Below are 20,847 nucleotides of genomic sequence, written 5' to 3'. Positions count from 1 at the left end.
GGGAACCCTCGTGCGCTCGTGGGGTGCGAGGGTTCCCCTCACGCCGGTCGTGAGGGTCACGCCGCCACCACCGGGGTCCCGACGACGGGTCGCTCCAGCCGCAGTGCCCGCGCCACGATGGCGACGAGGGCGATCGCGGTCGCGACCGCGAGCCCCCACGCGAGGCCGACCACTCCGCCGAGCGCGATCCCGATCCCGGCGCACCCGATCAGCGCCCCGGCCTGGACGAGCTGCTGGGCGAACAGCGCCCGGCCCTGCCGGAACCCGCGGATCTGCGCCTGGAACGGCACGGTCAGCGCGCCGATCGCGGTCTGCAGGGCGATCGGCACGACGAGCGCGGCGTAGGCGGTGTAGCGCGGGAAGAACGTCGAGAGCAGCACCTCGCGCAGCGGGATCGCGAGCAGCGCCAGCACCCCGATCACGGCCATCGCCGCCAGCGCCCGACCCCGGGCCCGGCGCAGCCCGGCGAGGTCGCCCGCCGCCGTGCACGCCGCCATCGGCGGGACCAGCAGCACGAGCAGCGCGGCCATCAGCGTGATCGCGGGCTGGAACACCAGGAGCTGCACGGCCCGCAGCCCGGCGGTGTCGACGGCGAGCAGCACGGCCCCGGCGAGCAGCAGGACGAGGTAGATCTGCACCTGGCCGAGCACGGAGGTCGCCGTGAACCAGCCGGACAGGTAGCGCGACTCGGCCCACCACGCGCGCGGCGCCGCGAACCGCTCCGGCGCGACGACCCCGAACGCCACGACGGCCGCGACCGCCCCGATCCCCCACGCCGCGGCGAGCCACCCGATCGACCAGCTGCCCCACGCGAGGACCCCGCCGAGCACGGCGAGCTGCACCACGACCCACACCGTGTCGACGACCAGCGCCCGCCCCGTGTCGCGGCGCGCGAGCAGCACGTAGCGCGCGGCGTCGGCGACGAGCGCGGCCGGCATCCACACCGCGAACACCAGCAGCGCGCTGAACCACGCCCCGCCCGCCGCGCACACCAGCGCCGAGACCAGGCCGAGCACCAGGGCGAGGGACAGTGCGGAGGCGCCGAGGCTCCGTCGTCGGGAACCCTCGACCGTCGGCAGGTGGGCGAGCAGCGGCTCCCCGACAACCGCGCGGGTGCCGGCGAGCAGCACCGTCACCACCGCGTAGGCGAGGACGAACGCCCCGAAGTCGACGGGGGCGAGCACGAGCGAGGCGAGGAACGCCGTGAGGTAGTTCGAGCCGGAGCTGACGACCTGGTCGGCGACGCCGAGGACGGACCGCCTCACCAGGCCCCGGGCCTTCCCTCGCGGGGCCGGTTGAAGTAGCCCCAGGTCAGGTCCGTCTCGCGCAGCGGCTTGGCCGGCACCCCGCCGAAGAGGTGGTGCCCGACCATCTTGCCGTTCACCACCGACCCGGCCGCGACGATCGAGCAGCTCGGCACGATCGCGCCCGGCAGCAGCGTCGACCGGCTCGCGACCAGCGACGACTCGCTGATCCGCACCGGCGCGCAGTCCTGCTTGAGGTTCTTCAGGTCGACGGCGTGGGTCTGGATCAGCGACCCGAACCCGGCGAGGGAGGCGAAGTCCTCGAGCTCCACGAGGTCGCAGGCGTCGATGAAGTGCAGCATCGTGATGAGGGACTTGTGGCCCAGGATCAGGGCCGGGCGACGCTCGACGTCGCGGAAGTAGCCCTTGTCGGCGCGCACGGAGTTGATCCACACGAGCATCTGGATGATCGCCCAGTCGCCGAGGCGAACCTCCTCGCAGCCGCGGAGGATCACGAGGTGGCCGATGCGGGCGCCGTGGCCCATCTCGAGGGCGTCGACGTCGATGAACGCGTGCCCGATCGTCGCGGTCGGGTCGAGGCGGTAGCCCAGCAGGCGGGTGTGCACCCACCGGCGCAGCCGCCCCGGCAGGAACACCGCGAGCAGGGCGGACAGGGTGCGGAACCGGCGCGAGCGGATCATGACGCGGCCTCCAGGGCGATCCAGGGATGCGGGGTGGCCAGGTCCTTGCGGATCGTGAAGCCGAAGATGTTGCCCTGGCGGCGGGCGACGGTGTTGAGGCCGCGGTTGAGCAGCCCGATCACGCGTTCCCGGCCGCCGATCGCGGCGCGGACCGAGGCGGTGAGTGCCCGGTCGGAGCCGATGAGCCAGCGGGCGTGGAACTCGACCGGCACGGCGCGGCCGGGGTCGAAGGTGGCGACCGTCTTGCGCACCTCGTGCCGCGTCCACCGGTAGACGAAGTTCGGCACGCCGGTGCCGTCCACGCCCCCGGTGGTGCCGCCGCCGTCGGCCACGGCCGCGTGCTCGTAGACCCCGGCCAGCCCGAGCGAGCACGCCACGCGCATGAGCGGCGAGTCCTGGTTCTCCACCGCGACGACCGTCCGGCGCGCGATCCGGTACATCTCGTGCAGCGCCTGGTGGGGCCGGGAGCAGTGGTGCAGCCCGGCGTGGCCGATGACGTGGTCGAAGCTCGCGTCGGCGTAGGGCATGCGGTGGGCGTCGGCTCGGGAGACGGAGCGCAGCGGAGCTCGACCGTCGGCGCCGTGACCGTCGGCGAGGCGCGACGACGGCGAGTCGGGCGCGAGGTTGGAGAACGTGCAGTTCACCAGCCCGAGCTCGGCGGTGATCTTCTCGTCGAACTCGCCGGCGAACTGGACGAGGACCGAGTCCGTCGGCGCGAGGACCCGCCGCTCGAGCAGGTCGGTCAGGATCGCGGCGTAGGTGCCGCCGCCCGCCTCAGCCACGTGCGGCCTCCCGGTAGACGTTCGTCAGCGCCGTCACCCAGGCGCCGGTGGAGAAGTACTGCTCGTAGACGGCGCGCGCCCGCGGCGAGAGGCGGGTCCGGTCCCGCGCCACGTCTTTCAGCGCCACCGCCGGGTCCTCGTCCCTCCCGACGACGACGCCGGTCCCGTGCCGGGCGATGTCGTCCGCGGCCCCGTTGCCCTCGACCGCGACGACCGGCACGCCAGCAGCGAGCGCCTCGACGTAGGTCAGCGGTGGTCCGGCCTCGGCCCAGAGGCTCGGGACGACGAGGCCGGTGTAGCCCGCGAGACGGGTGCGGACCTCGACGTTGGACAGCGCGCCGAGGAACCGGACCTCGGGGCGATCGGCACAGCTCGCGCGCAGCTCGGCCTCCTGTCCACCGGACCCGATGACGTCGAGCGGCAGACCGACCGGCCAGCGCGCGAGGAGCTCCACGAGCCCCTTCTCGGCCGACAGGCGGCCGAGGAACACCCACCGCGGGTCGATCTCGTGCTCGACGGCGCTGCGGACCGGCCCCGGCTCGTCGTCGGGAACGGCATTCGGCACGACGACGAGCCGCTCCGGCGCCACCCCGACCGCGCGGTACTCCGCGGCGGCGCGCGCCGAGATGGTGATGAGCCGGTCGGCCCGGCGGACCACCGGGTGGCGGGTCGCGCCGCCGCGGGTGGCGACGGCGAGCGGCAGCGTCGCGATCCGCGACTCCTGGAAGCACCGGTGCCGCACGGCCGCCCGGGGGTCGGTGGTGCAGTCGACGCACCGCCGGCCGTCGCGCAGGAGCGTGCCGGCGGGGCAGATCGGACGGAAGTTGTGCAGCGTCGCGACCAGGGGCCCCTGCCAGCGGGCGAGCCAGCGGGTGCCGAAGTTCGGGAACAGGTTGTGGACGTGCACGACGTCGGGGGCGATCCGGCGCAGCATCTCCGTCGGGTCGGGCCCGAAGCCGGTGACGACGGTGGCCGCGGCCTCGAGCGGATAGGTGCGGCGCCGGCTGCGCTCGTCGTTGTCCTGCGCGACCACGACGACCTCGTGGCCGGCCGCGAGCAGCGCCTCCTCCTGCGCGTTGACCACGACGTTCTCGCCGCTGGGGACGTCGCTGTGGTGGAAGCTGTGGACGAGCGCGACCCTCACGCGCCCTCCCGCTCGACCGCCCGCGGGTGCATCGGGGGGCGTCGCAGGAGGCGGCGGCGCTGCGGGATCACCTCGGCCGGCGCGGCGACGCCGGCGAGACGCTCGACCCAGTCGACGTAGGCCTCCGCGGCCGCGTCGACGTGCAGGACGTCGCGGGCGAAGAGCTCGCCGCGCAGGCCCATCGCGAGGGCCTCCTCCTCGTCGTCGACCACTCCGAGGACGGCGCCGAGCAGGGCCTCCGGATTGCCCGGGGTGACCGTGACCCCGCCCTCGGAGGCGGCGATCTCGGCGGTGGCGGCGCTGTGCAGCCCGGTCGCACCGACGACGGGGCGGCCCGAGGCGAAGTAGGAGGTGAGCTTCGAGGGCACGCACATCTCGGCGATCTCGGGCCGCTCGTTCAGCACGAGGACGTCGGCGGCGCGCAGGACCGTCTCGAACTCGCCGTCGGGCAGCGGGTCGAGGATGTCCAGACGCTCGACGCCGCACGACAGTGCCGCGAGGTGGTTGCGCTGGTGACCGTCACCGAGGAGCACGAATCGCACCGGGAGGCCCTGCCGGTCGGCGAGGCGGGCGGCCAGGACGACGTTCTCCAGGCCCTGCTTGACGCCCATGTTGCCGGCGTGCAGGGCGATCACCTCGTCGTCGCCCCACCCGAGGCGGCGGCGCAGCGCGCGCGGGTCGCCGGTGGCGGCGCCGACGTGGGTCCAGTTGCGGATCGTGGTGATGCGACGGTCGTCGACCCCGAGGCCGATCAGCGAGCGGCGGAAGCGCTCGTGGATGGCGACGACGCCGTCCGCGGCACCGAGCAGGCGGCGTTCGAGGGCGGCGGTGGCGGCGGCCTCGCGGCCGGTGAGCACGCCGGCCTCGACCGCGGCGCGGCCGTAGAGGTCCTGCACGACGACGCCGACCGCGGCGCCCTGCGCCCGGTGGCGCAGGGCGGCGCCGACGGTGAGCAGGGCGGGGCTGACGGCGATCACGACGTCGGGTCGGGGCCCCGGGACCAGCGCCGCCTGCGCCGCGAAGGCCGCCTCCATGGCGACGCGGGCCCGGCCGGTGGGCTTCGTCGGGATGGGGTGCGGCACCCGGGTGATGCGGACGTTGCCGTCGCGCTCGCGGATCCGCTCGCGCCGGTAGCCGGCGGGCAGCGCCCACTGCGGGTAGTGCGGGAGGCCGGTGACGACCTCGACCCGGTGTCCCGCGTCGGCCAGGAACCGCGCCATGCCCGTCGTGTACGGGGCGATCCCGGTGGGCTCGGGGGCGTAGTTGAGTCCGAGGATCCGGACGTCCAACGAGCGGGTCACGAGGCTCCCAGCGTGCGGTGGAACAGCGATCCGTCGACGCCGCCCTTCATCGAGGCGGGCGGCATGACCCCGTAGACCGTCGCGAGCAGCGACGGTGCGACGTCGAGGACGTTGATCTCGCGGCGCACGTCGCCGCGCCCGGTGGCGCCGATCTCGCGGTCGACGAGGATGCCCTCGGGGATGTGGTACGCGGTGTTGCTGCCGCCCAGGCGTTCCCGGACGGCGAGCCCGAGCTCGCCGTAGGTCGCGGTCATGCCCTCGAGGTGGGCGGTGCGCGGGTCGTCGTCGGCGACGGCGGTGTAGCGCGTGGAGAACCCGACCGACCGGCCCTGCTGCTCGACCCGCTCGAACAGCGCGTCGCCGCGGTGGTCGACGACCTGCGGGAGGCGGTCCGCCGCCCGGGCCGCCGCGTCGACGGTGTCGAAGGCGAGCGAGCACATGGGGTGCATCGCGAGTTCCTGCGCGGCCGGGCCGGCGCCGAGGAACCGGGCGAGCGCGGGCCCGTCGTCGAGCACGAGGAGCCCGGAGGTGTCGACGCGGTGGTCAATCGGGCCCTGACCCATGCTGGCGGCGACGACGAGGCGGTCGCCGGGGCGCAGCTGCCGCTCGACGCGGGCGAGCTGGCGGTCGGCCAGGGTCATCGCGGTGTCGCAGAAGGTGGCGTAGACGGGGTCGGGCTCGTAGTCGAACGAGGCCGCGTACTCCGGGAGGGCGTCGCCCCAGTAGCGGTGCATCATCGCCGCGACGTGGTTGGTGAAGAACGCCGAGAACCGCGGACGGTGGGTGCGGTGCAGCCGCCAGTAGAGGTCGAAGGCGGGCAGCACCTGCATCATCGGGCGCGCGGCCTGGAACCGGGGTTCGCGGCGCTCCTGCACGAGATGGGCGGCGAGCCGTGTGGCGGAGGCCGGGGTGAGGCCCCGCCTGATCAGGTCGATCCCGGTCCGCGCGAGATCCGTCGCGGAGAGCGGGGCGTCCGAGGAGTAGGCGTTCTCCGACGTCATCTTGAGGTTGAACCGCTGGAAGGTGCCCAGCTCGGGCGGCTCGGTGGCGGCGTCGCGGGCGAAGGTGTCGGGCACCGAGAAGCCGCCGCTGCGGTGCCCCCGCGGCGGCCACGTCTGAAGCAGGCCGAACGTGCCGACGCGGATGCCGGCCTCGTCGAGGGGCTCCCACAGGTCGACGCCGCGGAAGGTGGCCGGGTCCTGCCCGAGCTCGAAGCTGTTGTGGTCGGCCGCGTACATCGAGCGGTGGACCGTCGGCCAGGTCCGCCACGGGCTCAGGTGCGCGGCGTCCTCGTTGACCGTCGTCCACGTGGTGCCCTCGCGCAGGAGCCGCGCGATGGTGGAGCGGGGGTGGTCGGCGACGTACGCGTCGACCAGACGCCAGGGAACCTCGTTGAGCTCGTAGAGCACGACGGTCGGTTCTCGCATCCAGGGGACCTCCGGCCGAGTGAATGAGCCCGCTTATGTCGGACGCGGACGAGACGTCAGTCGCTCGAACGAGTGACGTCGTTACAAGACACGGATCTCTCCGTGGCGAGTTCGTCACCTGGCGTGTCCACCTTGTCGGCTTGGCCGGAAGTGCCCCGTCCCCTCGTCGGGGGACGGTGGTGTCGTCCCCCGGTGTGGCTGCTCGGAGGACGGGACGGCCCCGGTCGCGGCGGCAGAGTTCTCCCTGTCAGCACGGGAGCCGCCCATCAGGCCCCTCCCGCACCGCCTCCCTCACCCTCGGGAGCTCGTCATGCGCCTCACCCGGATCGCCGCCACCACCCTGATCGCCGGCTCGCTCGCCCTCGCCGGGACCGGCGTCGCCCTCGCCGACACCGTCACCCCGGTCACCAACTCGTCCGCCGTCTCCGTCGTCTCCGAGCCCGGGGTCCTGACGCTGTCCGCGTCCTCGGTGAAGCCCGGCGCACAGGTCACCTTCTCCGGCACCTTCGCCGAGCCCGCCGCCTCGACCGCGACCGGCCCGATCACCGTCACCTCCCCCGCCTTCGCCGGGCCCGCGACGCTGTCGCGGTCGAACCCGGAGGCGTTCGACGGGTCGGCCACGATCGCGAGCGGCGCTCACGCCGGCACCTACACCGTCACCGCGTCCTCCTCGGCGGGGACGGTCACCAGCCGGATCACGGTCGTCGGCACCGTCCCGCCGCCGGTCCCCGCACACCACTCGACCGCCGCCGGGACGCACACCGCCGGGCACCACACGACGGCCGAGGAGTCCACCGACACGACCAGCACCGACGCCGTGAGCGCGACCCCCGTCGACCCGGCATCCGGGCCGGACCTGCTGCCCTGGGTCCTCGGGGGCACCGGCCTGGTCGTGCTCGCCGGGGGCGGCGCCTACGCGCTGGGCCGCGGCCGGCGCTCCGTGCCCGCGGCGCCGCGCCGGGAGGACGACCGCGAGCCGCGCACCGAGGTCATGACCCGGCGCTGAGCTCCGCACCACCACGCCGGAACCGGGTCGGATGGACCCGGTCCCGGCGTTCTCGGCGTCCGGCGAGCTTCCAGCTCCGACCGGCTCTCCCCGAACCGGGTCAGGACGACTCGGTCCGGCGGTCGCCGTCCGAGCCGCGCAGGCGCCTGCCGACCGCCGACCCGTCACGCTTTAACCGTCGACGCTGCCCTGGTTCACCGGTTCGGCGTAGTCCAGCGGCGCCTCGCCGTGTACGTCGTCGGGCTCGACTCGGTGCCGCGCAACATTGGTTTCGTGCACGTAGTCCGTACGAAACCGCGCTGACTTTCATGCCTTGCCGCAGCACCAGTGCTGTTACCCGCATCGCAGGAACAACACGATCGATGTCGGGATCATGTCGTCCGGAAAACACGTGGTGACAACGCGGGTATCGCATTGTTCGCCCGGTTGCCTGCCTGCACTCTGCGACATGACCGCACTTTTCTCGGCCACTCGGCGTATGCGTGGCTGCGTCAGAAGGAGCCCTCCCTCGTGAAACTCCCCGTTGCTCTCGCGATCGTCGTCGGCGTCGTCGGCGGCATCCTGACCTGGCTGTACGCGGGACCGCTCGCCGCTCTGGGGCTGTTCGTCCCGGCGACCTTCATGGGTGCCGCGTGCTACTTCGCGGCGGGCGGCGACCTGCCGGCGCTCAAGAAGTCCATGCCCGCGAACATCTGGGGCGTCGTGATGGGGACGATCACGCTGATCGTCGCGGGCCTCGTCTCCGGGCCCGCGCTGACCGGTGTCGTCGTGGGTGCCGGGACCCTGATCCTCATTCTCGGCGCGCTCGTGCCGCTGCTGGAGTTCGTGCCCGGCGCCGTCATCGCCTTCGCCATGACCGTCGGGTGGGGGCTGCTCACGAGCGCCTCGGGCACCGACTTCGCGTTCGCGACCGGACCCTTCACCGTCATGCTCATCTCGTTCGTGATCGGCGGCCTCTACGGCTGGGTCGGCAGCATCCTCGTCGGCAAGCTCATGGGCGCCACGAGCTCCTCGGCGAAGGCCCCTGCCGCCAAGGCCGCCTGACCGGCTCCGGATGTGGCGCCGACGGCCACCGGCCGTCGGCGCCTCGGGCTCAGCAGGACACGATCTCGAGCTCGTTCTCGAGCCCGACGAGGTCCTGGGCGTTGCGGGTGTAGAGCCGATCGGCGTGGGCGTGTGCCGTGGCCGCGATGAGCAGGTCCATGCTCCGGGGCCGCGGACTGCGGCCCACCTCGGCTACCGCCGACGCGAGCAGGCCGTAGCTGGTGGCGACCGCGTCGTCGACCGGGATGGCGTCGAAGAGACGGCGGATCGCCGTGAGCCGCCGCAGCCGTTCGCCCCGTACATTCCGGTCGCGCCCGACCAGCACGCCGTAGTGGAGTTCGGCGAGCGAGATCGTGCTGACGGCCAGCTCCCCCTCGAGCTCCGCGACGTCCATCCCGATCAACACGCTCGTGTCCAGGACGGCCCTCACCGGTCGCCCCACGGATCGCGGATCTCCTGGTCGATCAGCTCGCGGTCAGCCGTCCAGTCGGGGTCCTGGGCGCCGTCGAACACCTCGGCGACGTCCGCCCACGTCCGCCAGCGCCGTGATTCCGCGGGCACGAGCACCGCACTCGGGCGGCCGGACACCGTGACCTCGATCCGCTCGCCGTTCTCGACCCGGCGCACGAGTTCGGACGCGTTCTGCCGCAGTTCGCGCAGTCCCACGGACTCCATGTCGCCAATGTAGCACCTGTGCTACCTCGGTACGTCGGGCAGGACGAGGCGGTACTCCGGCGGCACTGATGACGCGGCGAGACCTGCGCGTGACGCACACACTCCGGCCGGTCCGGCGGTCGACCCGCGCGATCCCGACGCGTGACGCACACATCCGACGGCCGTGTGTGCGCGACGCGCAGGGGTCGCCGCCGCCGGGTCGTCCGGTCCTCGAACCGTGTGCGCGACGCGCAGGTCGGGCCCCGGAGCGTCGGACGCTCACGCGGCGAGCAGCACCGTCCCCCGGGACCCGGCGCCCCGGCTGAGGTCGGCGCGGGCCGGCCCGATCAGGTCGCTCCGGGCGAGACGTCGGCGCCTGCCACCCTGGCCGCGTGGACCACCCGCTCACCGTCACCGACGACCCGCCGTACGACGACGTCGCCGACCTCAAGGCGGCGCTGCACGCCGAGATCCCCGAGCGGCCCGACGGCGGCTACCGCACGCTCGCGGTCCTCGCCCACGACGACGGGCTCGTCGGTGGCCTCGCCGGCTACACCCACTTCTCGTGGCTCTATGTCGAGCAGCTCTGGGTCGACGCGTCCCGGCGCGGCACCGGCCTGGGCTCCGCACTCCTCCGCGCGGCGGAGGACGAGGCCCGGCGTCGGGACTGCCGCGGGGTCTGGCTCGACACCTACAGCTTCCAGGCCCGCCCCTTCTACGAGGCACACGGCTACCGGCTCTTCGGCGAACTCGCCGACTACCCGCCCGGCCACGCCAAGTACTTCCTCACCAAGGCGCTCTGAATCAAGCAGCTCTGACCCGTTCCCGACGACGGGTCTCACCTCGGTGACGATGCTCCCGATCCCTGGTGGCCGCGTCGTGACCTGATCACCGCCGACCGCACGAGAACGACCGCCGATCGCGACTGTCCTACTCCGGACGGAGTAGTGCCCCGGGTGTTTTACACGCTTCGGAGCGTGCTCATGACATCACGCTCCGCTTCCACGCCGACCTCCCTCCGCCTCCGGTCCCTGCTCGTCGCCGGCCTCGCCGCCGGGGCGCTCAGCGCGATCGCCCCGGTGGTGACCAGCCCGGTCCTCCCCGTCGGGACCGCGACCGCGCTCGACCCGGCCCAGAACCAGGACCTCCTCGTCCCGGCCGGCTCGCTCGCCACCACCCTGACCGACCCGGCGAAGCGCGCAGGCGTCGTCGACCGCCTGACCGCGGCGGCCGGACGGACCGCCGAGGAGGAGGGCGGGATCGTCGCCCGATCGCTCGCAGCGGCGTCCGCCGGCGACCCCGACGCCGCCCGCACCCTGATGGACCGCCAGCTCGTCGGCTACGCCAACGCCCTCCAGCCGCAGTGGGACGCGTACCGGGCCACGGGCGCCTCCGGCAGCTTCGGCCGCTTCCTCGCCGACCGCGCCCCCGAGGTCAGCGCCGCCCTGGTGGGCGTGAGCGACCGGTTCGCCGCGGCCGCCGACAGCGTCGGGGCCCGCGTCACCTACCAGCTGGCCCGCTCCGGCGCGAAGGACAGCATCACCGCGGCCCTGCCGGAGATGGGCACCATCGTCGAGGACGCGATGCGGTGATCGGGCGCCGAGGGGCGGACCGTCGTTTGGCGGTCCCCCTCCTCGCACACCCCGTCGACGACCCGGCGCTGCTCCGTCCGCGCGGCCGGGTCGCCCGACGACCCGGAGGTCACCGATGACCGCTGCACCCGACGCCGACGTCCTCACCAGCCTGCTGCGCCACCTCGACGAGCACCTCGGCGACTCCCACGCCGAGGGCGGCGCCGACGTCCCGCCCCCGGACTGGACCGTCGACGGCGTGCAGATCGACCCCGAGCAGCGCGCCCGGGTGGTGACCGAGGCGGCCGAGGCCGGCTACATCGAGATCACCCACCAGGACCGCTTCCCGCTGCCCACGGCGATCACGCCGGAGGGTCGCCAGCTCGCGCGGCGCGAGGGCGCCGGCTGAGGGTGGGTCCGGAGCGGTGCGGTCGCCCTACCGCACCCGCACCCCCGCGTCGCGGGCGGCGGCCACGAACTCCGAGACCGTCGAGGGCACGTTGCCCGACCGGTGCGCCACGCCCAGTGACAGCCGCAGCGGCGCGCCCCGCAGCGGCCGGTAGACGACGCCGTCGCGGTTGAGCTGCTGCGCCTCCGCGGCGATGAAGCCGAGCCCGACGCCGGCCGCGACCAGGCCGATGATCGTCTGCGCCGGGTGGGCCTCGACCGCGATGTCGAGCGGGAAGCCGGCGTCGCGGCACAGCGCGATGAGGGTGTCGTGCAGCTGCGGCGCGATCCGGCGCGGGAACACGACGAACTGCTCGCCCGCCAGCTGCGCGAGGTCCAGGGCGTCGTGCGCTGCCAGCGGGTGCGCCTCGGGGAGCGCGATCCGGAAGGCCGGTCGGGCGACCTCCTCCGCGACCAGCGCCGGGTCGTCCAGGGGCGGGTGGATCAGCGCCACGTCGATGTCGCCGGAGCGCAGCTGGGCCTCCTGCTCGGACATCGACAGCTCCGCGACGACGACGCCGATCCCGGGCATCCGCTCCCGGAACAGCGCCACCACCTCGGGCAGCAGCACGTAGAGCGCGGGCGCGGTGGCGCCGACGACGATCTGCCCGATCTCGCCGCGGTGCGTGCGCTGCGCGAGCGCCACCGAGTGGTCCCACTGCCGCAGCAGCTTGCGGGCCTCGTCGAGGAACACCTCCCCCGGCCGGGACAGCGCGACGCTGCGCCGGGTGCGGTGCGCGAGAGACACCCCCATCTCGTGCTCGAGCGCCCGGATCTGCTGGCTCATCGCGGGCTGGCTGATGTGGCACCGCTCGGCGGCGCGGTGGAAGTGCAGCTCCTCGGCCAGCGCGACGAAGCATTCGAGACGGAACCGGTCCACACCCGCCGTCCTACCCGTGACAGCTCCTGCTTATCAAGAGAGCCGGAAAGAGAGTTGGACCTGATCTGAGGGCCGGACCTAGCGTGCGCTGCGTCACCGACGACGAGGAGCCACAGCGCATGCCAGCCCCACCCGACGACCCGCTCGCGATCCGCATCACCGCGGTGGAGACGGTGGTCGTCAACGCCGAGATGCGGAACTGGGTCCTGGTCAAGGTCCGGACCGACGTCGACGGCCTGGTCGGCTGGGGCGAGGCCAGCCTGAACTGGAAGACCCGCGCCGTCGTCGGCACCGTGGAGGACCTCGCCACGATGATCGTCGGTCGGGACCCGCGGGACATCGAGCAGCTGCTGCGGATCATGACCAAGCACAGCTACTACCGGCTCGGCATCGTCGGGACGACCGCGATCAGCGGGATCGAGCACGCGCTCTGGGACATCCTCGGCAAGTCGCTCGGCCAGCCCGTGTGGCGGCTGCTGGGCGGGCGGGTCCGCGACCGGGTGCGGGTCTACACCCACCTCGGGCTGGGCGACATGCGCTCGGTGTACGAGACCTTCGACGCGACCGCGATCAAGGAGAAGGCCGCAGCCGTCGTCGAGAAGGGGTACGACGCGCTCAAGGTGGTGTTCGTCCCCTACGGCCACCACCTCACGGTCGCCCGGGAGCGACGCCAGGTGGACGAACTGATGGCGGCGCTGCGCGACGGCGTCGGGCCCGACGTCGACATCATGGTCGACTTCCACGGCCGCCCGGCCTCCCCCGCGGCCGCACTGCAGTACATCGAGGTCCTCGAGCCCTACGACCCGCTGTTCTGCGAGGAGCCCGTCGCTCCTGGCGACACCGAGGCGCTGCGCTGGGTCTCCGAGCACACCTCGGTGCCGCTCGCGACCGGCGAGCGACTCGTCGGGCTGCGCGAGTTCCTCCCCGTGCTGGCCTCGAAGGCGATCGCGGTGGCGCAGCCGGACCTCAACCACACCGGCGGCCTGCTCGAGGGCAAGCGCATCGCGGCCCTCGCCGACGTCGAGCAGGTCGGGATCGCCCCCCACAACCCGAACGGTCCGATCGCGGGGGCCGCGGCCCTGCACTACGCGGTCAGCACCCCCAACTTCGTGATCCAGGAAGAGATGAGCGGTGCCGTGAGCTGGTACGACGACGTGGTCTCCACGCCGATGACGCGCGAAGGCAGCCACTGGCTGGTCCCGGAGGCCCCCGGCCTCGGCGTCGAGGTCGACGAGGCCGAGGCGGCGAAGCACCCCTACGAGCCCGAGATCCCGCAGAGCAGTGCCGCCGTCCTGCCCGACGGAACGGTGGTCGACTGGTGAGCGACCTCCGCACCTTCTCGACGCCGGGTGGTCCCCACAACGCCACGCCGCCCCGGATCGTCTTCGGGCCCGGCTGCGCCGGCACGCTGCGCGCCGAGGTCGAGCGCCTCGGGGCGAGCCGCGCCCTCGTCGTCACCACCCCCGGCCGGACGGCCCTCGGCGAGCGCTTCGTCGCCGACCTCGGTGACCGGAGCGCCGGCCTGCTGCCCGAGGCCGTCTCGCAGGTCCCGATCGAGCTCACCGCCACCGCCGAGGCCCGGGCGAGGGAGCTCGGCGCGGACTGTCTCGTCGCCGCCGGTGGCGGGGCGGCCACCGGCCTCGCCAAGGGCATCGCCTACCGCCACGCGCTGCCGATCATCGACGTCCCGACGACGTACTCGGGCTCGGAGATGACGGCCTTCTGCGGCATGACGATCGACGGCGTCAAGTACATGCACCAGAGCCTGGACATGCTCGCGTCCACGGTGCTCTACGACCCGGAGCTGTCGGTCGGCCTGCCCGTGCGGGTCAGCGCCGCGAGTGCCATGAACGCCCTCGCGCACTGCATCGACGCGGTCTACCTGCCGTCGACCAGCCCCCTGCTCGTCCCCGCCGCCGTCGAGGGGGCGCGCGTCGTCTGCGACGCCCTCCCCCGCCTGCTGGCCGCGCCCGACGACCTCGGCGTGCGCTCCGACCTGCTCTACGGCGCCTACCTCGCGGGCGCCGCCCTGACCGGCGGGTTCGCCCTGCAGCACGCGGTGGCGCACACGCTGGGCGGGAGCTACGACGTCGAGCACGGCACCGCGCACGCCGTCGTCCTGCCCTACGTCACGGCCCACCTCCTGGAGCGGGCCCCGGAGTCGCTGGGGCTCGTCGCCCGGGCGGTCGGTACCACCGACCTCGCCGGGCACCTGTGGGACCTCGCCACGGCGGCGGGCCTGCCCGTCCGGCTCGCCGACGTCGGCGTCGGCCGGGAGGCGGTGGAGCGCATCGTCGAGATCACCACCGGCGGCCACGGCTCCGACCCGTGGGAGGGCCGCAACCCGGCGCCCGTCGAGGAGGCGCCGGTGCGCGCGATCCTCGAGGCGGCCCTGGACGGCGGCCGGCCGTGACCGTGTTCCTCGTCGGCGAGGCGGCCACGCACGCCGACGACCTGACCGCGCACCTCGACCCGTCGCACGAGGTGGTCGCCCTCCCCGCGGACGCCGCGACCACCGACGCGCACGACGACCGCATCGGCGCGGACGACGTCGTCGTCTCGCTGCGGTTCCGGCGACCGTCGGGGCGGATGCCGTCGTTCCGGCTGCTCCACGTGCCGGGCGCCGGGCTCGACGGGATCGACCTCGAGAACCTGCGCCCGGAGACCGCCGTCGCGAACGTCTTCGAGCACGAGATCCCGATCGCGGAGTTCGTGCTCGCCCGGCTGCTGGACTGGGAGATCCGGGCCGGCGAGATGACGGACCGCTTCTCCGCGGACGCGTGGCCGGAGCAGTACCGCCACCGGGTCCCGCACGGCGAGGTGCACGGGAAGACCCTCGGGCTCCTCGGCTACGGGCGGATCGGCCGGGCCGTCGCGGCCCGGGCGTCGGCGTTCGGGATGCGGGTGCTCGCCCTCGACGACCACGCCCTCGACGACCGGACGACCACCGTCCTCCCACCCGACCGGCTCCCCGAGTTCCTGGCCGACGTGGACTTCCTCGTCGTCGCCTGCCCGCTCACCGAGCAGACGACCGGGCTGGTCGACCGTGCCGCGCTCGCCGTCATGAAGGCGCAGGCGGTGGTGATCAACGTGTCCCGTGCCGAGGTCGTCGACGAGGACGCGCTGTACGAGGCGCTCACCTCCGGCGCGATCGGTGGCGCGGTCCTCGACGTCTGGTACCGCTACCCCAGCTCCTCGGAGCCGGATCCGGCCCCGGCCCGCCGGCCCTTCTGGGACCTCCCGAACGTCTGGTGCACGCCGCACTCCAGCGCGTGGACCCGGGAGCTCTCGCAGCGCCGGTACGCGGTGATCGCCGCGAACATCAACCGCCTCGCCACGGGCGGCCCGCTCTCCCACCTCGTCCGCCCGTCCCGGGGCCTGCCGGCCCCGTCCCTCCAGGAGCGCCGATGACCGCCGCTGCCCCCTCCTCCACCGACATCTGGGAGGAGTCCCGACGACGGCTCATCCCCGGCACGATGGTCGGGAGCCTCATCGAGTGGTACGACATCGCGATCTACGGCCAGGCGGCGGCGCTCGTGTTCGGCGCGCTGTTCTTCCCGTCGTTCTCCAGCACCGCCGGGCTGGTCGCCGCGTTCGCGACGTTCGGCGTGGGGTACTTCGCCCGGCCGATCGGTGCCGCGATCTTCGGGCACGTCGGTGACCGCTACGGCCGCCGGATCGCCCTGGTCGCCACGCTACTGCTCATGGGGGTCGCCACCACCCTGATCGGGCTGCTGCCGACCTACGCCGCGATCGGGGTGGGCGCGCCGATCCTGCTCGCGGCGCTCCGGCTGTTGCAGGGCCTGGCGGTCGGCGCGGAGTACGTCGGGGCGGTCACGATGGTCGCCGAGTTCGCCCCGCGCCCACGCCGGGGCTACTTCTCCTCGCTCCCGGCCGCCGGGGTGTTCCTCGGCATCGGCCTCGCGGCCGCGGTCAGCGGCGCCGTCGCGCTGCTGCCGCAGGAGCAGCTCCTGAGCTGGGGCTGGCGCATCCCGTTCCTGCTCAGCATCATCGTCGTCGCCGTCGGACTGATCATCCGGCTGCGCGTCCCCGAGTCGCCGGTGTTCGCCGACCTCAAGGCCGCCCGCGCCGAGACCCGCGTCCCGGCCGCCGACATGATCCGGGCGATGCCGAAGCGGCTCCTGCTCGCGATGGTGGCCAACGGACCGCTGGCGTTCAACATCTACGTCGTCCAGACCTACGCGCTGAGCTACCTGAAGACCAAGGGCGTCCCGAGCTCGACGTCGCTGCTGGCGCTGCTCGTCGGGTGCGCGGTCGGTGCCCTCGCGATCCCGCTGGTCGGGCGCTGGTCGGACGTCGCCGGACGACGGCCCGTCTACGTCGTCGTCTCCGGCTTCTGCGCGCTGATCTCGTTCCCGTTCTTCTGGATGCTCGACACGACGAACCCGGCCCTGATCGTCCTGGCGTTCGCCCTGGCCCTGGGCGGCGGCTGCCTCGCGATCTTCGGGTCGCAGGCCGCGTTCTTCGCCGAGCTCTTCCCGGCGCAGTACCGCCTGAGCGGGTTCGGGCTGAGCCGCGAGATCCCCGGCGCGGTCCTGGCCGGCCCGGCTCCGGTGATCGCGGTCGGGCTCGTCGCCGCCGTGGGCGGGCCGTGGCTGCTCGCCACCGCGATGGTCGTCGTCGCCGTCGCGAGCCTGCTGGCCGTGCTCGCCCTGCCCGAGACCCGCGGGGTGGACCTCGACCCGGTCGTGGGGCCGGTCGAGGCCGACACCCCGGGGCACGGCGTCAGCCGCTGACGAGCGCGCGCCGCGCGGGGCCCGCCCGGCCCGCGCGGCGCGGGACGTCCGTGGCACCGTGATCGCCCCGGTCCCCGAGCGGAGGGTGCTCCATGTCGACGCCCCGTCACGACACCATCGCCGTCACCGGCGCCACCGGGGAACTCGGCTCCCGGGTGGCCCGGCACCTCGCCGAGCGGGACGCGCCCCAGCTCCTGCTCGCCCGTGACCCCGCCCGGCTCCCCCGGCTCCGGGGCGCACAGCCCCGCGGGCCCGCGGCCTACGACGACGGCGAGGCGATGCGCGTCGCCCTCGACGGCGCCCGGACCCTCGTGCTCGTCTCCGGCCGCCCGACCGGCCGCCGCCTGGAGGAGCACGCCACCGCCGTCGAGGCAGCGGTCGCCGCCGGGGTCGAGCGCGTGATCTACGTGTCGCTGCTGGGCGCTGCCCCCGACGCCACCTACCGCAACGCCCGCGACCACTGGCTCACCGAGCAGTACCTGGAGTCGGCCCCGGTCCGGCACACGATCGTCCGGGCCGGGATCTACGCCTCCACCCCGGCCTCCCTGGCCGACCACGACCTCGTCGTCCGCGGCCCCGGCGGCTCCGGCCGGACCGCCTTCGTCGCCCACGAGGACATCGCCGCCGTGATCGTCGCCCTGGCCCTCGACGCTCCCGACGACCACGAGGGCGCCGTCCTCGAGGTCACCGGCCCGGAGGCGCTCACCCTCGCCGAGGAGGTCGAGCAGGTCGCCCTGGCCAGCGGCCGGCCCTACCGGTACGAGCCCGAGACCCCCGAGGAGGCCTTCGACCGCCGCTATCGGCTGGGGCTCTCGGGCGAGCAGATCGAAGCCTGGATCTCCTGGTACCTCGCGATCGCCGAGGGCGGGCTCGCCGCGGTCACCGACGTCGTCCCCCGCCTGACCGGCGCCCCCGCGACCCCGGTGTCCGCGATCGACTGGTGGCCCCCGCCCGGCCGGGCCAGCTGAGCCCGCAGGCCGCTCACCACCGGCCCTCGAGGTCCAGCCGGTAGACGCCCGCCGCCGTCCCGGCGAAGAGCGCGCGGCGCTCCGCGTCCGAGCAGTGGCGGGTGATCGTCCGGTAGGCGCTCAGGATCGTCGGGAAGGGGCCGACGCGGTCGGTCGGGAGGTTGCTCCCGAACATCACGCGGTCGGCGCCGAAGAGCTCGACGGTCTCCTCGACCCAGGGGCGCCACTCCTCGGCGAGCACGTCGGGGCCCACCGGCGGGTCGGCCCGGTAGGACGCGGAGCCCGACAGGACGGTGCCCAGGCCGCTCATCTTCACCGTCACCTCCGGGCAGCGGGCGAGCTCGGCCATGTGCCGTCGCCACGCGGGCAGCTGGTCGGCCATCCGTCCGGCGTGGCGGCCGGTCCCCACCGGGTTGCCGAGGTGGTCGAGCACGATCCGGGTGTCGGGGAAGGCCCGGGCGAGGTCGACGACGTCGGCGAGCTGCGGTGCGAGGACGAACGCGTCGAACACCAGGTCCAGCGGCCCGAGGTGGGCGAACCCGGCCCGGAAGCCCGCGTCGGCGTAGAGGTGGGGCGGCAGGTCGAACAGCCCACCGAGGACGGCCGGGTCCTCGTCCCACAGGGCGGCCTGGCGGATGCCCCGGAACCGGTCGGGCGCCGCCGCGAGGTGCGCCTCGAGCACCTCCCGGACGCGGTCGCCCCGGCGCAGGTCGGCGTTCCCGACGATGGCCGCGGCGATCCGCCCGTCGCCCTGCCCGGCGAGGAACTCGGTCTCCCCCACCGGGCGCAGGTGCTCCGGGCCCGAGGTCCGGTACCGCGTGTGCCCCTCCACGGCGACCGTCGCGACGACGCGCTCCTCGCCGACCAGCTCGGCGTAGTCGTCGGCGAGGAGGGTCCGCCGGCCCCAGAGGGCAGCCATGCGGTCGTCGGCGTCCTCGACGAGATGGTGGTGCGCGTCGACGACCGGCAGCTCGGGTTCCCTCACCGGACGGGCACCAGCGACCCGCCGAGCAGGTCGGCGAGGTCCGCGTACGCGTCCAGGGGCAGCACCTGCGCCACGTACTGGTCCGGGCGCACGACGACGAGGCAGCCCTGCTCGCGGTCCACCTCGCGCCGGTCGAACAGGTCCTCGCCCGGGCGGGGGCAGAACGTCTTCTCGTAGTCGACGAGCCCGAACCGACCCTTGCGGGGCAGGAGGACCGGGGGGAGATCGTGCACCTCGACGTCGCGGTGGCCCTGCTGCAGGACCGCGCGGACGTCGACCACCGCGTCCGGGTCGGCGGTGGGCGGGGTGAACCGGGCGACGAGGTCGGGGAGGACGTCGCAGAGGGCCCGGAGCCGGGAGTCGGCGGCGGCGGGGTGGGCGCGGTCGGCGAAGGCGTAGAGCCGCCAGGCGCCGTCCGCGCGGGCGGCGTGGCCGAGGTGCATCGGCTTGGCGTCGGCCAGCCGGACGACCGGCGCGGAGTGGAACCGCATCCCGACCGGGAAGCCCTCGGCCAGGTGCTGGTGCGCGGGCTCGCCGGTGAGCACGGACGGCCCGTACCGCACCGCGACCCCGGCGGTGTAGCGACCCTGCTCCCGGAAGTAGTGCTGGAACTTCTCCGGCTCGGCGTCCCGGTCGCTGAACAGGGCCGCGAACTCGCGGTCGAACTCGATCAGCCGCTGCGCCACGGCCTGGCGCTCGGTGGAGTAGGTCCGCAGGATCTCCGGGCGGGACGTCCCCCGCAGGACGGTGCCGAGCTTCCAGCCGAGGTTCCAGGCGTCGGCCATCGACACGTTCATCCCCTGGCCCGCCTTGGCGCTGTGGGTGTGGCAGGCGTCGCCGGCGATGAACACGCGCGGCAGCCGGGCGGCGGCATCGTCGGGAAGGTCGTCGGGGAGGTCGTCGGGAAGGTCGTCGAAGCGGTCGCAGACGCGCTGGGCGATCTCGTAGACCGCCCACCACCCGACGTCGCGCACGTCGATGCGGTAGGGGTGCAGGATCCGGTCGGCCACCTCGGCGAGCTTCTCCGGGGTGACGCTGCGGTCGCGCAGCATCGCGCTGTCGCGGTCGTTGTCCAGCTCGATGTAGAGCCGCACCAGGTAACCGCCCTCGCGCGGGATGATCAGGATGCTGCCCGCGGCGGAGCTGATCGCGGACTTCAGCCGGATGTCGGGGAAGTCGGTCACGGCGAGCACGTCGAGCACCCCCCACGACTGGTGCGTCGAGTCCCCCTGCAGCCGCGCGCCGATGGCCTTGCGGATCGCGCTGCGCGACCCGTCGCAGCCCACGACGTAGCGGGCGCGGACCGTGCGGGTCCCGCCCCCCTCGATCTCCTGCAGGGTGACCGTCACCGGGTACTCGGCCGCCGGGTCGGGGTCGACCTGCACGCCGGTCGCGTGCAGCCCGTACCAGGGCTCGGCCCGGCCGGCCGAGCGCGCCGTGTGCTCGCGGAGGAAGGCGAGCATGCGGGCCTGGTTGACGATCATGTGGGGCATCTCGGAGATGCCCTCCTCCACGTCGTCGACCCGCCCGGTCCGCACGATGGACGCCTCGTCCTGCGGGTCGGGCCGCCAGAACGTGACCTCGTTGACCTGGTAGCCCTCCGCGATGACCTGGTCCGCCAGGCCGAACGCCTCGAACATCTCCACCGTCCGGCAGGCCACCCCGTCGGCCTGGCCGACCGCGAGCGGACCGTCGCGCCGGTCGACGAGGACCGTGCGGACCTCGGGGAACGCCGCGAGCTGGGCCGCGAGCACCAGCCCGGCGGGTCCGGCGCCGACGATCAGGACGTCCGTCGTGTCCGGGGGCTGCTCACCGCGCTCGGGCGCCACCGGGAGCGGACGGGCGATCCGGGGGTCCCCGGGCTCGTAGCCGTCGAGGTAGAACTGCATGCGGGTCGACTCCTCGTCTCGGGCCTGCCCCGCATCCTCCGGCCACT

At 74.0% G+C, this 20,847-nt stretch carries 21 protein-coding genes; 10 read left to right on the top strand and 11 right to left on the bottom strand.

What is annotated here, in order from left to right; genetic code table 11:
- Nucleotides 1-56 precede the first annotated feature (56 nt).
- Genes QSK00_RS06830 through QSK00_RS06805 form a run of 6 tightly spaced genes read right to left on the bottom strand, consistent with a single transcriptional unit; the run spans nt 57 to nt 6,599 of the window.
- Nucleotides 57-1,265 carry an MATE family efflux transporter gene (locus QSK00_RS06830; protein ID WP_285588891.1) on the bottom strand — a complete coding sequence of 403 codons (1,209 nt, stop codon included), beginning with the start codon at nt 1,263-1,265 and terminating at the stop codon, nt 57-59.
- Nucleotides 1,262-1,945, bottom strand: a complete 684-nt coding sequence (locus QSK00_RS06825; RefSeq protein ID WP_285588890.1) for an acyltransferase — start codon at nt 1,943-1,945, stop codon at nt 1,262-1,264. Before QSK00_RS06825 ends, QSK00_RS06830 begins: the two co-directional genes overlap by 4 nt.
- The gene (locus QSK00_RS06820) at nt 1,942-2,727 is read right to left on the bottom strand and encodes a class I SAM-dependent methyltransferase (RefSeq protein ID WP_285588888.1); all 786 of its coding nucleotides are present in this window, start codon (nt 2,725-2,727) and stop codon (nt 1,942-1,944) included. The genes QSK00_RS06825 and QSK00_RS06820 overlap by 4 nt, the downstream gene beginning before the upstream one ends.
- Entirely contained in the window at nt 2,720-3,871 is a 1,152-nt protein-coding gene (locus tag QSK00_RS06815; protein WP_285588886.1) for a glycosyltransferase family 4 protein, read from the bottom strand. The genes QSK00_RS06820 and QSK00_RS06815 overlap by 8 nt, the downstream gene beginning before the upstream one ends.
- The gene (locus QSK00_RS06810) at nt 3,868-5,172 is read right to left on the bottom strand and encodes a glycosyltransferase family 4 protein (protein WP_285588884.1); all 1,305 of its coding nucleotides are present in this window, start codon (nt 5,170-5,172) and stop codon (nt 3,868-3,870) included. Before QSK00_RS06810 ends, QSK00_RS06815 begins: the two co-directional genes overlap by 4 nt.
- Nucleotides 5,169-6,599, bottom strand: coding sequence for a hypothetical protein (locus QSK00_RS06805; RefSeq protein WP_285588883.1), 1,431 nt, complete (start codon nt 6,597-6,599; stop codon nt 5,169-5,171). Before QSK00_RS06805 ends, QSK00_RS06810 begins: the two co-directional genes overlap by 4 nt.
- Nucleotides 6,600-6,909: 310 nt before the next feature.
- On the opposite strand from QSK00_RS06805, the gene QSK00_RS06800 reads away from it, so the two are divergent.
- Nucleotides 6,910-7,605: a hypothetical protein gene (locus tag QSK00_RS06800; RefSeq protein ID WP_285588882.1), complete on the top strand. Its 696-nt coding sequence runs from the start codon at nt 6,910-6,912 to the stop codon at nt 7,603-7,605.
- A gap of 510 nt (nt 7,606-8,115) precedes the next feature.
- Entirely contained in the window at nt 8,116-8,649 is a 534-nt protein-coding gene (locus tag QSK00_RS06795) for a DUF1097 domain-containing protein (protein ID WP_285588880.1), read from the top strand.
- Between the two features lie 49 nt (nt 8,650-8,698).
- Here the strand turns inward: QSK00_RS06795 and QSK00_RS06790 are convergent, their stop codons facing one another.
- Both QSK00_RS06790 and QSK00_RS06785 read right to left on the bottom strand, forming a co-directional pair.
- Nucleotides 8,699-9,079 (bottom strand): type II toxin-antitoxin system VapC family toxin, encoded by a 381-nt coding sequence (locus QSK00_RS06790; RefSeq protein WP_285588877.1) that lies wholly within the window; start codon nt 9,077-9,079, stop codon nt 8,699-8,701.
- Nucleotides 9,076-9,324, bottom strand: a complete 249-nt coding sequence (locus QSK00_RS06785) for a type II toxin-antitoxin system Phd/YefM family antitoxin (RefSeq protein WP_285588875.1) — start codon at nt 9,322-9,324, stop codon at nt 9,076-9,078. Before QSK00_RS06785 ends, QSK00_RS06790 begins: the two co-directional genes overlap by 4 nt.
- Before the next feature lie 371 nt (nt 9,325-9,695).
- On the opposite strand from QSK00_RS06785, the gene QSK00_RS06780 reads away from it, so the two are divergent.
- From QSK00_RS06780 to QSK00_RS06770, 3 genes are all read left to right on the top strand, one after another.
- A complete protein-coding gene (locus QSK00_RS06780) occupies nt 9,696-10,106 on the top strand; it encodes a GNAT family N-acetyltransferase (protein WP_285588873.1) in 411 nt (136 codons plus the stop codon).
- 180 nt (nt 10,107-10,286) lie between these two features.
- A complete protein-coding gene (locus tag QSK00_RS06775) occupies nt 10,287-10,895 on the top strand; it encodes a DUF6918 family protein (RefSeq protein ID WP_502872021.1) in 609 nt (202 codons plus the stop codon).
- Nucleotides 10,896-11,010: 115 nt separating this feature from the next.
- On the top strand, nt 11,011-11,283 hold the full coding sequence (locus QSK00_RS06770) for a hypothetical protein (protein ID WP_285588871.1): 273 nt from the start codon (nt 11,011-11,013) through the stop codon (nt 11,281-11,283).
- A 27-nt stretch (nt 11,284-11,310) separates the two neighbouring features.
- Here QSK00_RS06770 and QSK00_RS06765 read toward each other — a convergent pair whose 3' ends face one another.
- Nucleotides 11,311-12,201: a LysR family transcriptional regulator gene (locus QSK00_RS06765; RefSeq protein WP_285588869.1), complete on the bottom strand. Its 891-nt coding sequence runs from the start codon at nt 12,199-12,201 to the stop codon at nt 11,311-11,313.
- Nucleotides 12,202-12,320: 119 nt separating this feature from the next.
- Here QSK00_RS06765 and dgoD point away from each other — a divergent pair, with 119 nt between their 5' ends.
- The 5 genes from dgoD (at nt 12,321) to QSK00_RS06740 (ending at nt 17,926) form a co-directional block, all read left to right on the top strand.
- Nucleotides 12,321-13,523, top strand: coding sequence for a galactonate dehydratase (gene dgoD / locus QSK00_RS06760; protein ID WP_285588867.1), 1,203 nt, complete (start codon nt 12,321-12,323; stop codon nt 13,521-13,523).
- The gene (locus tag QSK00_RS06755; protein WP_285588865.1) at nt 13,520-14,614 is read left to right on the top strand and encodes a maleylacetate reductase; all 1,095 of its coding nucleotides are present in this window, start codon (nt 13,520-13,522) and stop codon (nt 14,612-14,614) included. The genes dgoD and QSK00_RS06755 overlap by 4 nt, the downstream gene beginning before the upstream one ends.
- Entirely contained in the window at nt 14,611-15,612 is a 1,002-nt protein-coding gene (locus QSK00_RS06750; RefSeq protein ID WP_285588864.1) for a 2-hydroxyacid dehydrogenase, read from the top strand. The genes QSK00_RS06755 and QSK00_RS06750 overlap by 4 nt, the downstream gene beginning before the upstream one ends.
- Nucleotides 15,609-16,958, top strand: coding sequence for an MFS transporter (locus QSK00_RS06745; protein ID WP_285588863.1), 1,350 nt, complete (start codon nt 15,609-15,611; stop codon nt 16,956-16,958). The genes QSK00_RS06750 and QSK00_RS06745 overlap by 4 nt, the downstream gene beginning before the upstream one ends.
- Nucleotides 16,959-17,050: 92 nt before the next feature.
- Nucleotides 17,051-17,926 carry an NAD(P)H-binding protein gene (locus QSK00_RS06740; protein ID WP_285588861.1) on the top strand — a complete coding sequence of 292 codons (876 nt, stop codon included), beginning with the start codon at nt 17,051-17,053 and terminating at the stop codon, nt 17,924-17,926.
- A gap of 13 nt (nt 17,927-17,939) precedes the next feature.
- Here the strand turns inward: QSK00_RS06740 and QSK00_RS06735 are convergent, their stop codons facing one another.
- Together QSK00_RS06735 and QSK00_RS06730 are read right to left on the bottom strand one after the other, a co-directional pair.
- Nucleotides 17,940-18,911, bottom strand: coding sequence for an amidohydrolase family protein (locus QSK00_RS06735; RefSeq protein ID WP_285588859.1), 972 nt, complete (start codon nt 18,909-18,911; stop codon nt 17,940-17,942).
- Entirely contained in the window at nt 18,908-20,800 is a 1,893-nt protein-coding gene (locus QSK00_RS06730; protein ID WP_285588857.1) for an FAD-dependent monooxygenase, read from the bottom strand. The genes QSK00_RS06735 and QSK00_RS06730 overlap by 4 nt, the downstream gene beginning before the upstream one ends.
- Nucleotides 20,801-20,847: the final 47 nt, after the last annotated feature.

This window comes from Actinomycetospora sp. NBRC 106378, assembly GCF_030269685.1.
In the GTDB taxonomy this organism is placed as follows: Bacteria; Actinomycetota; Actinomycetes; order Mycobacteriales; family Pseudonocardiaceae; genus Actinomycetospora.
The sequence above is the reverse complement of the archived record's forward strand: the minus strand, read 5'-3'. Positions and strand labels throughout refer to the sequence as shown.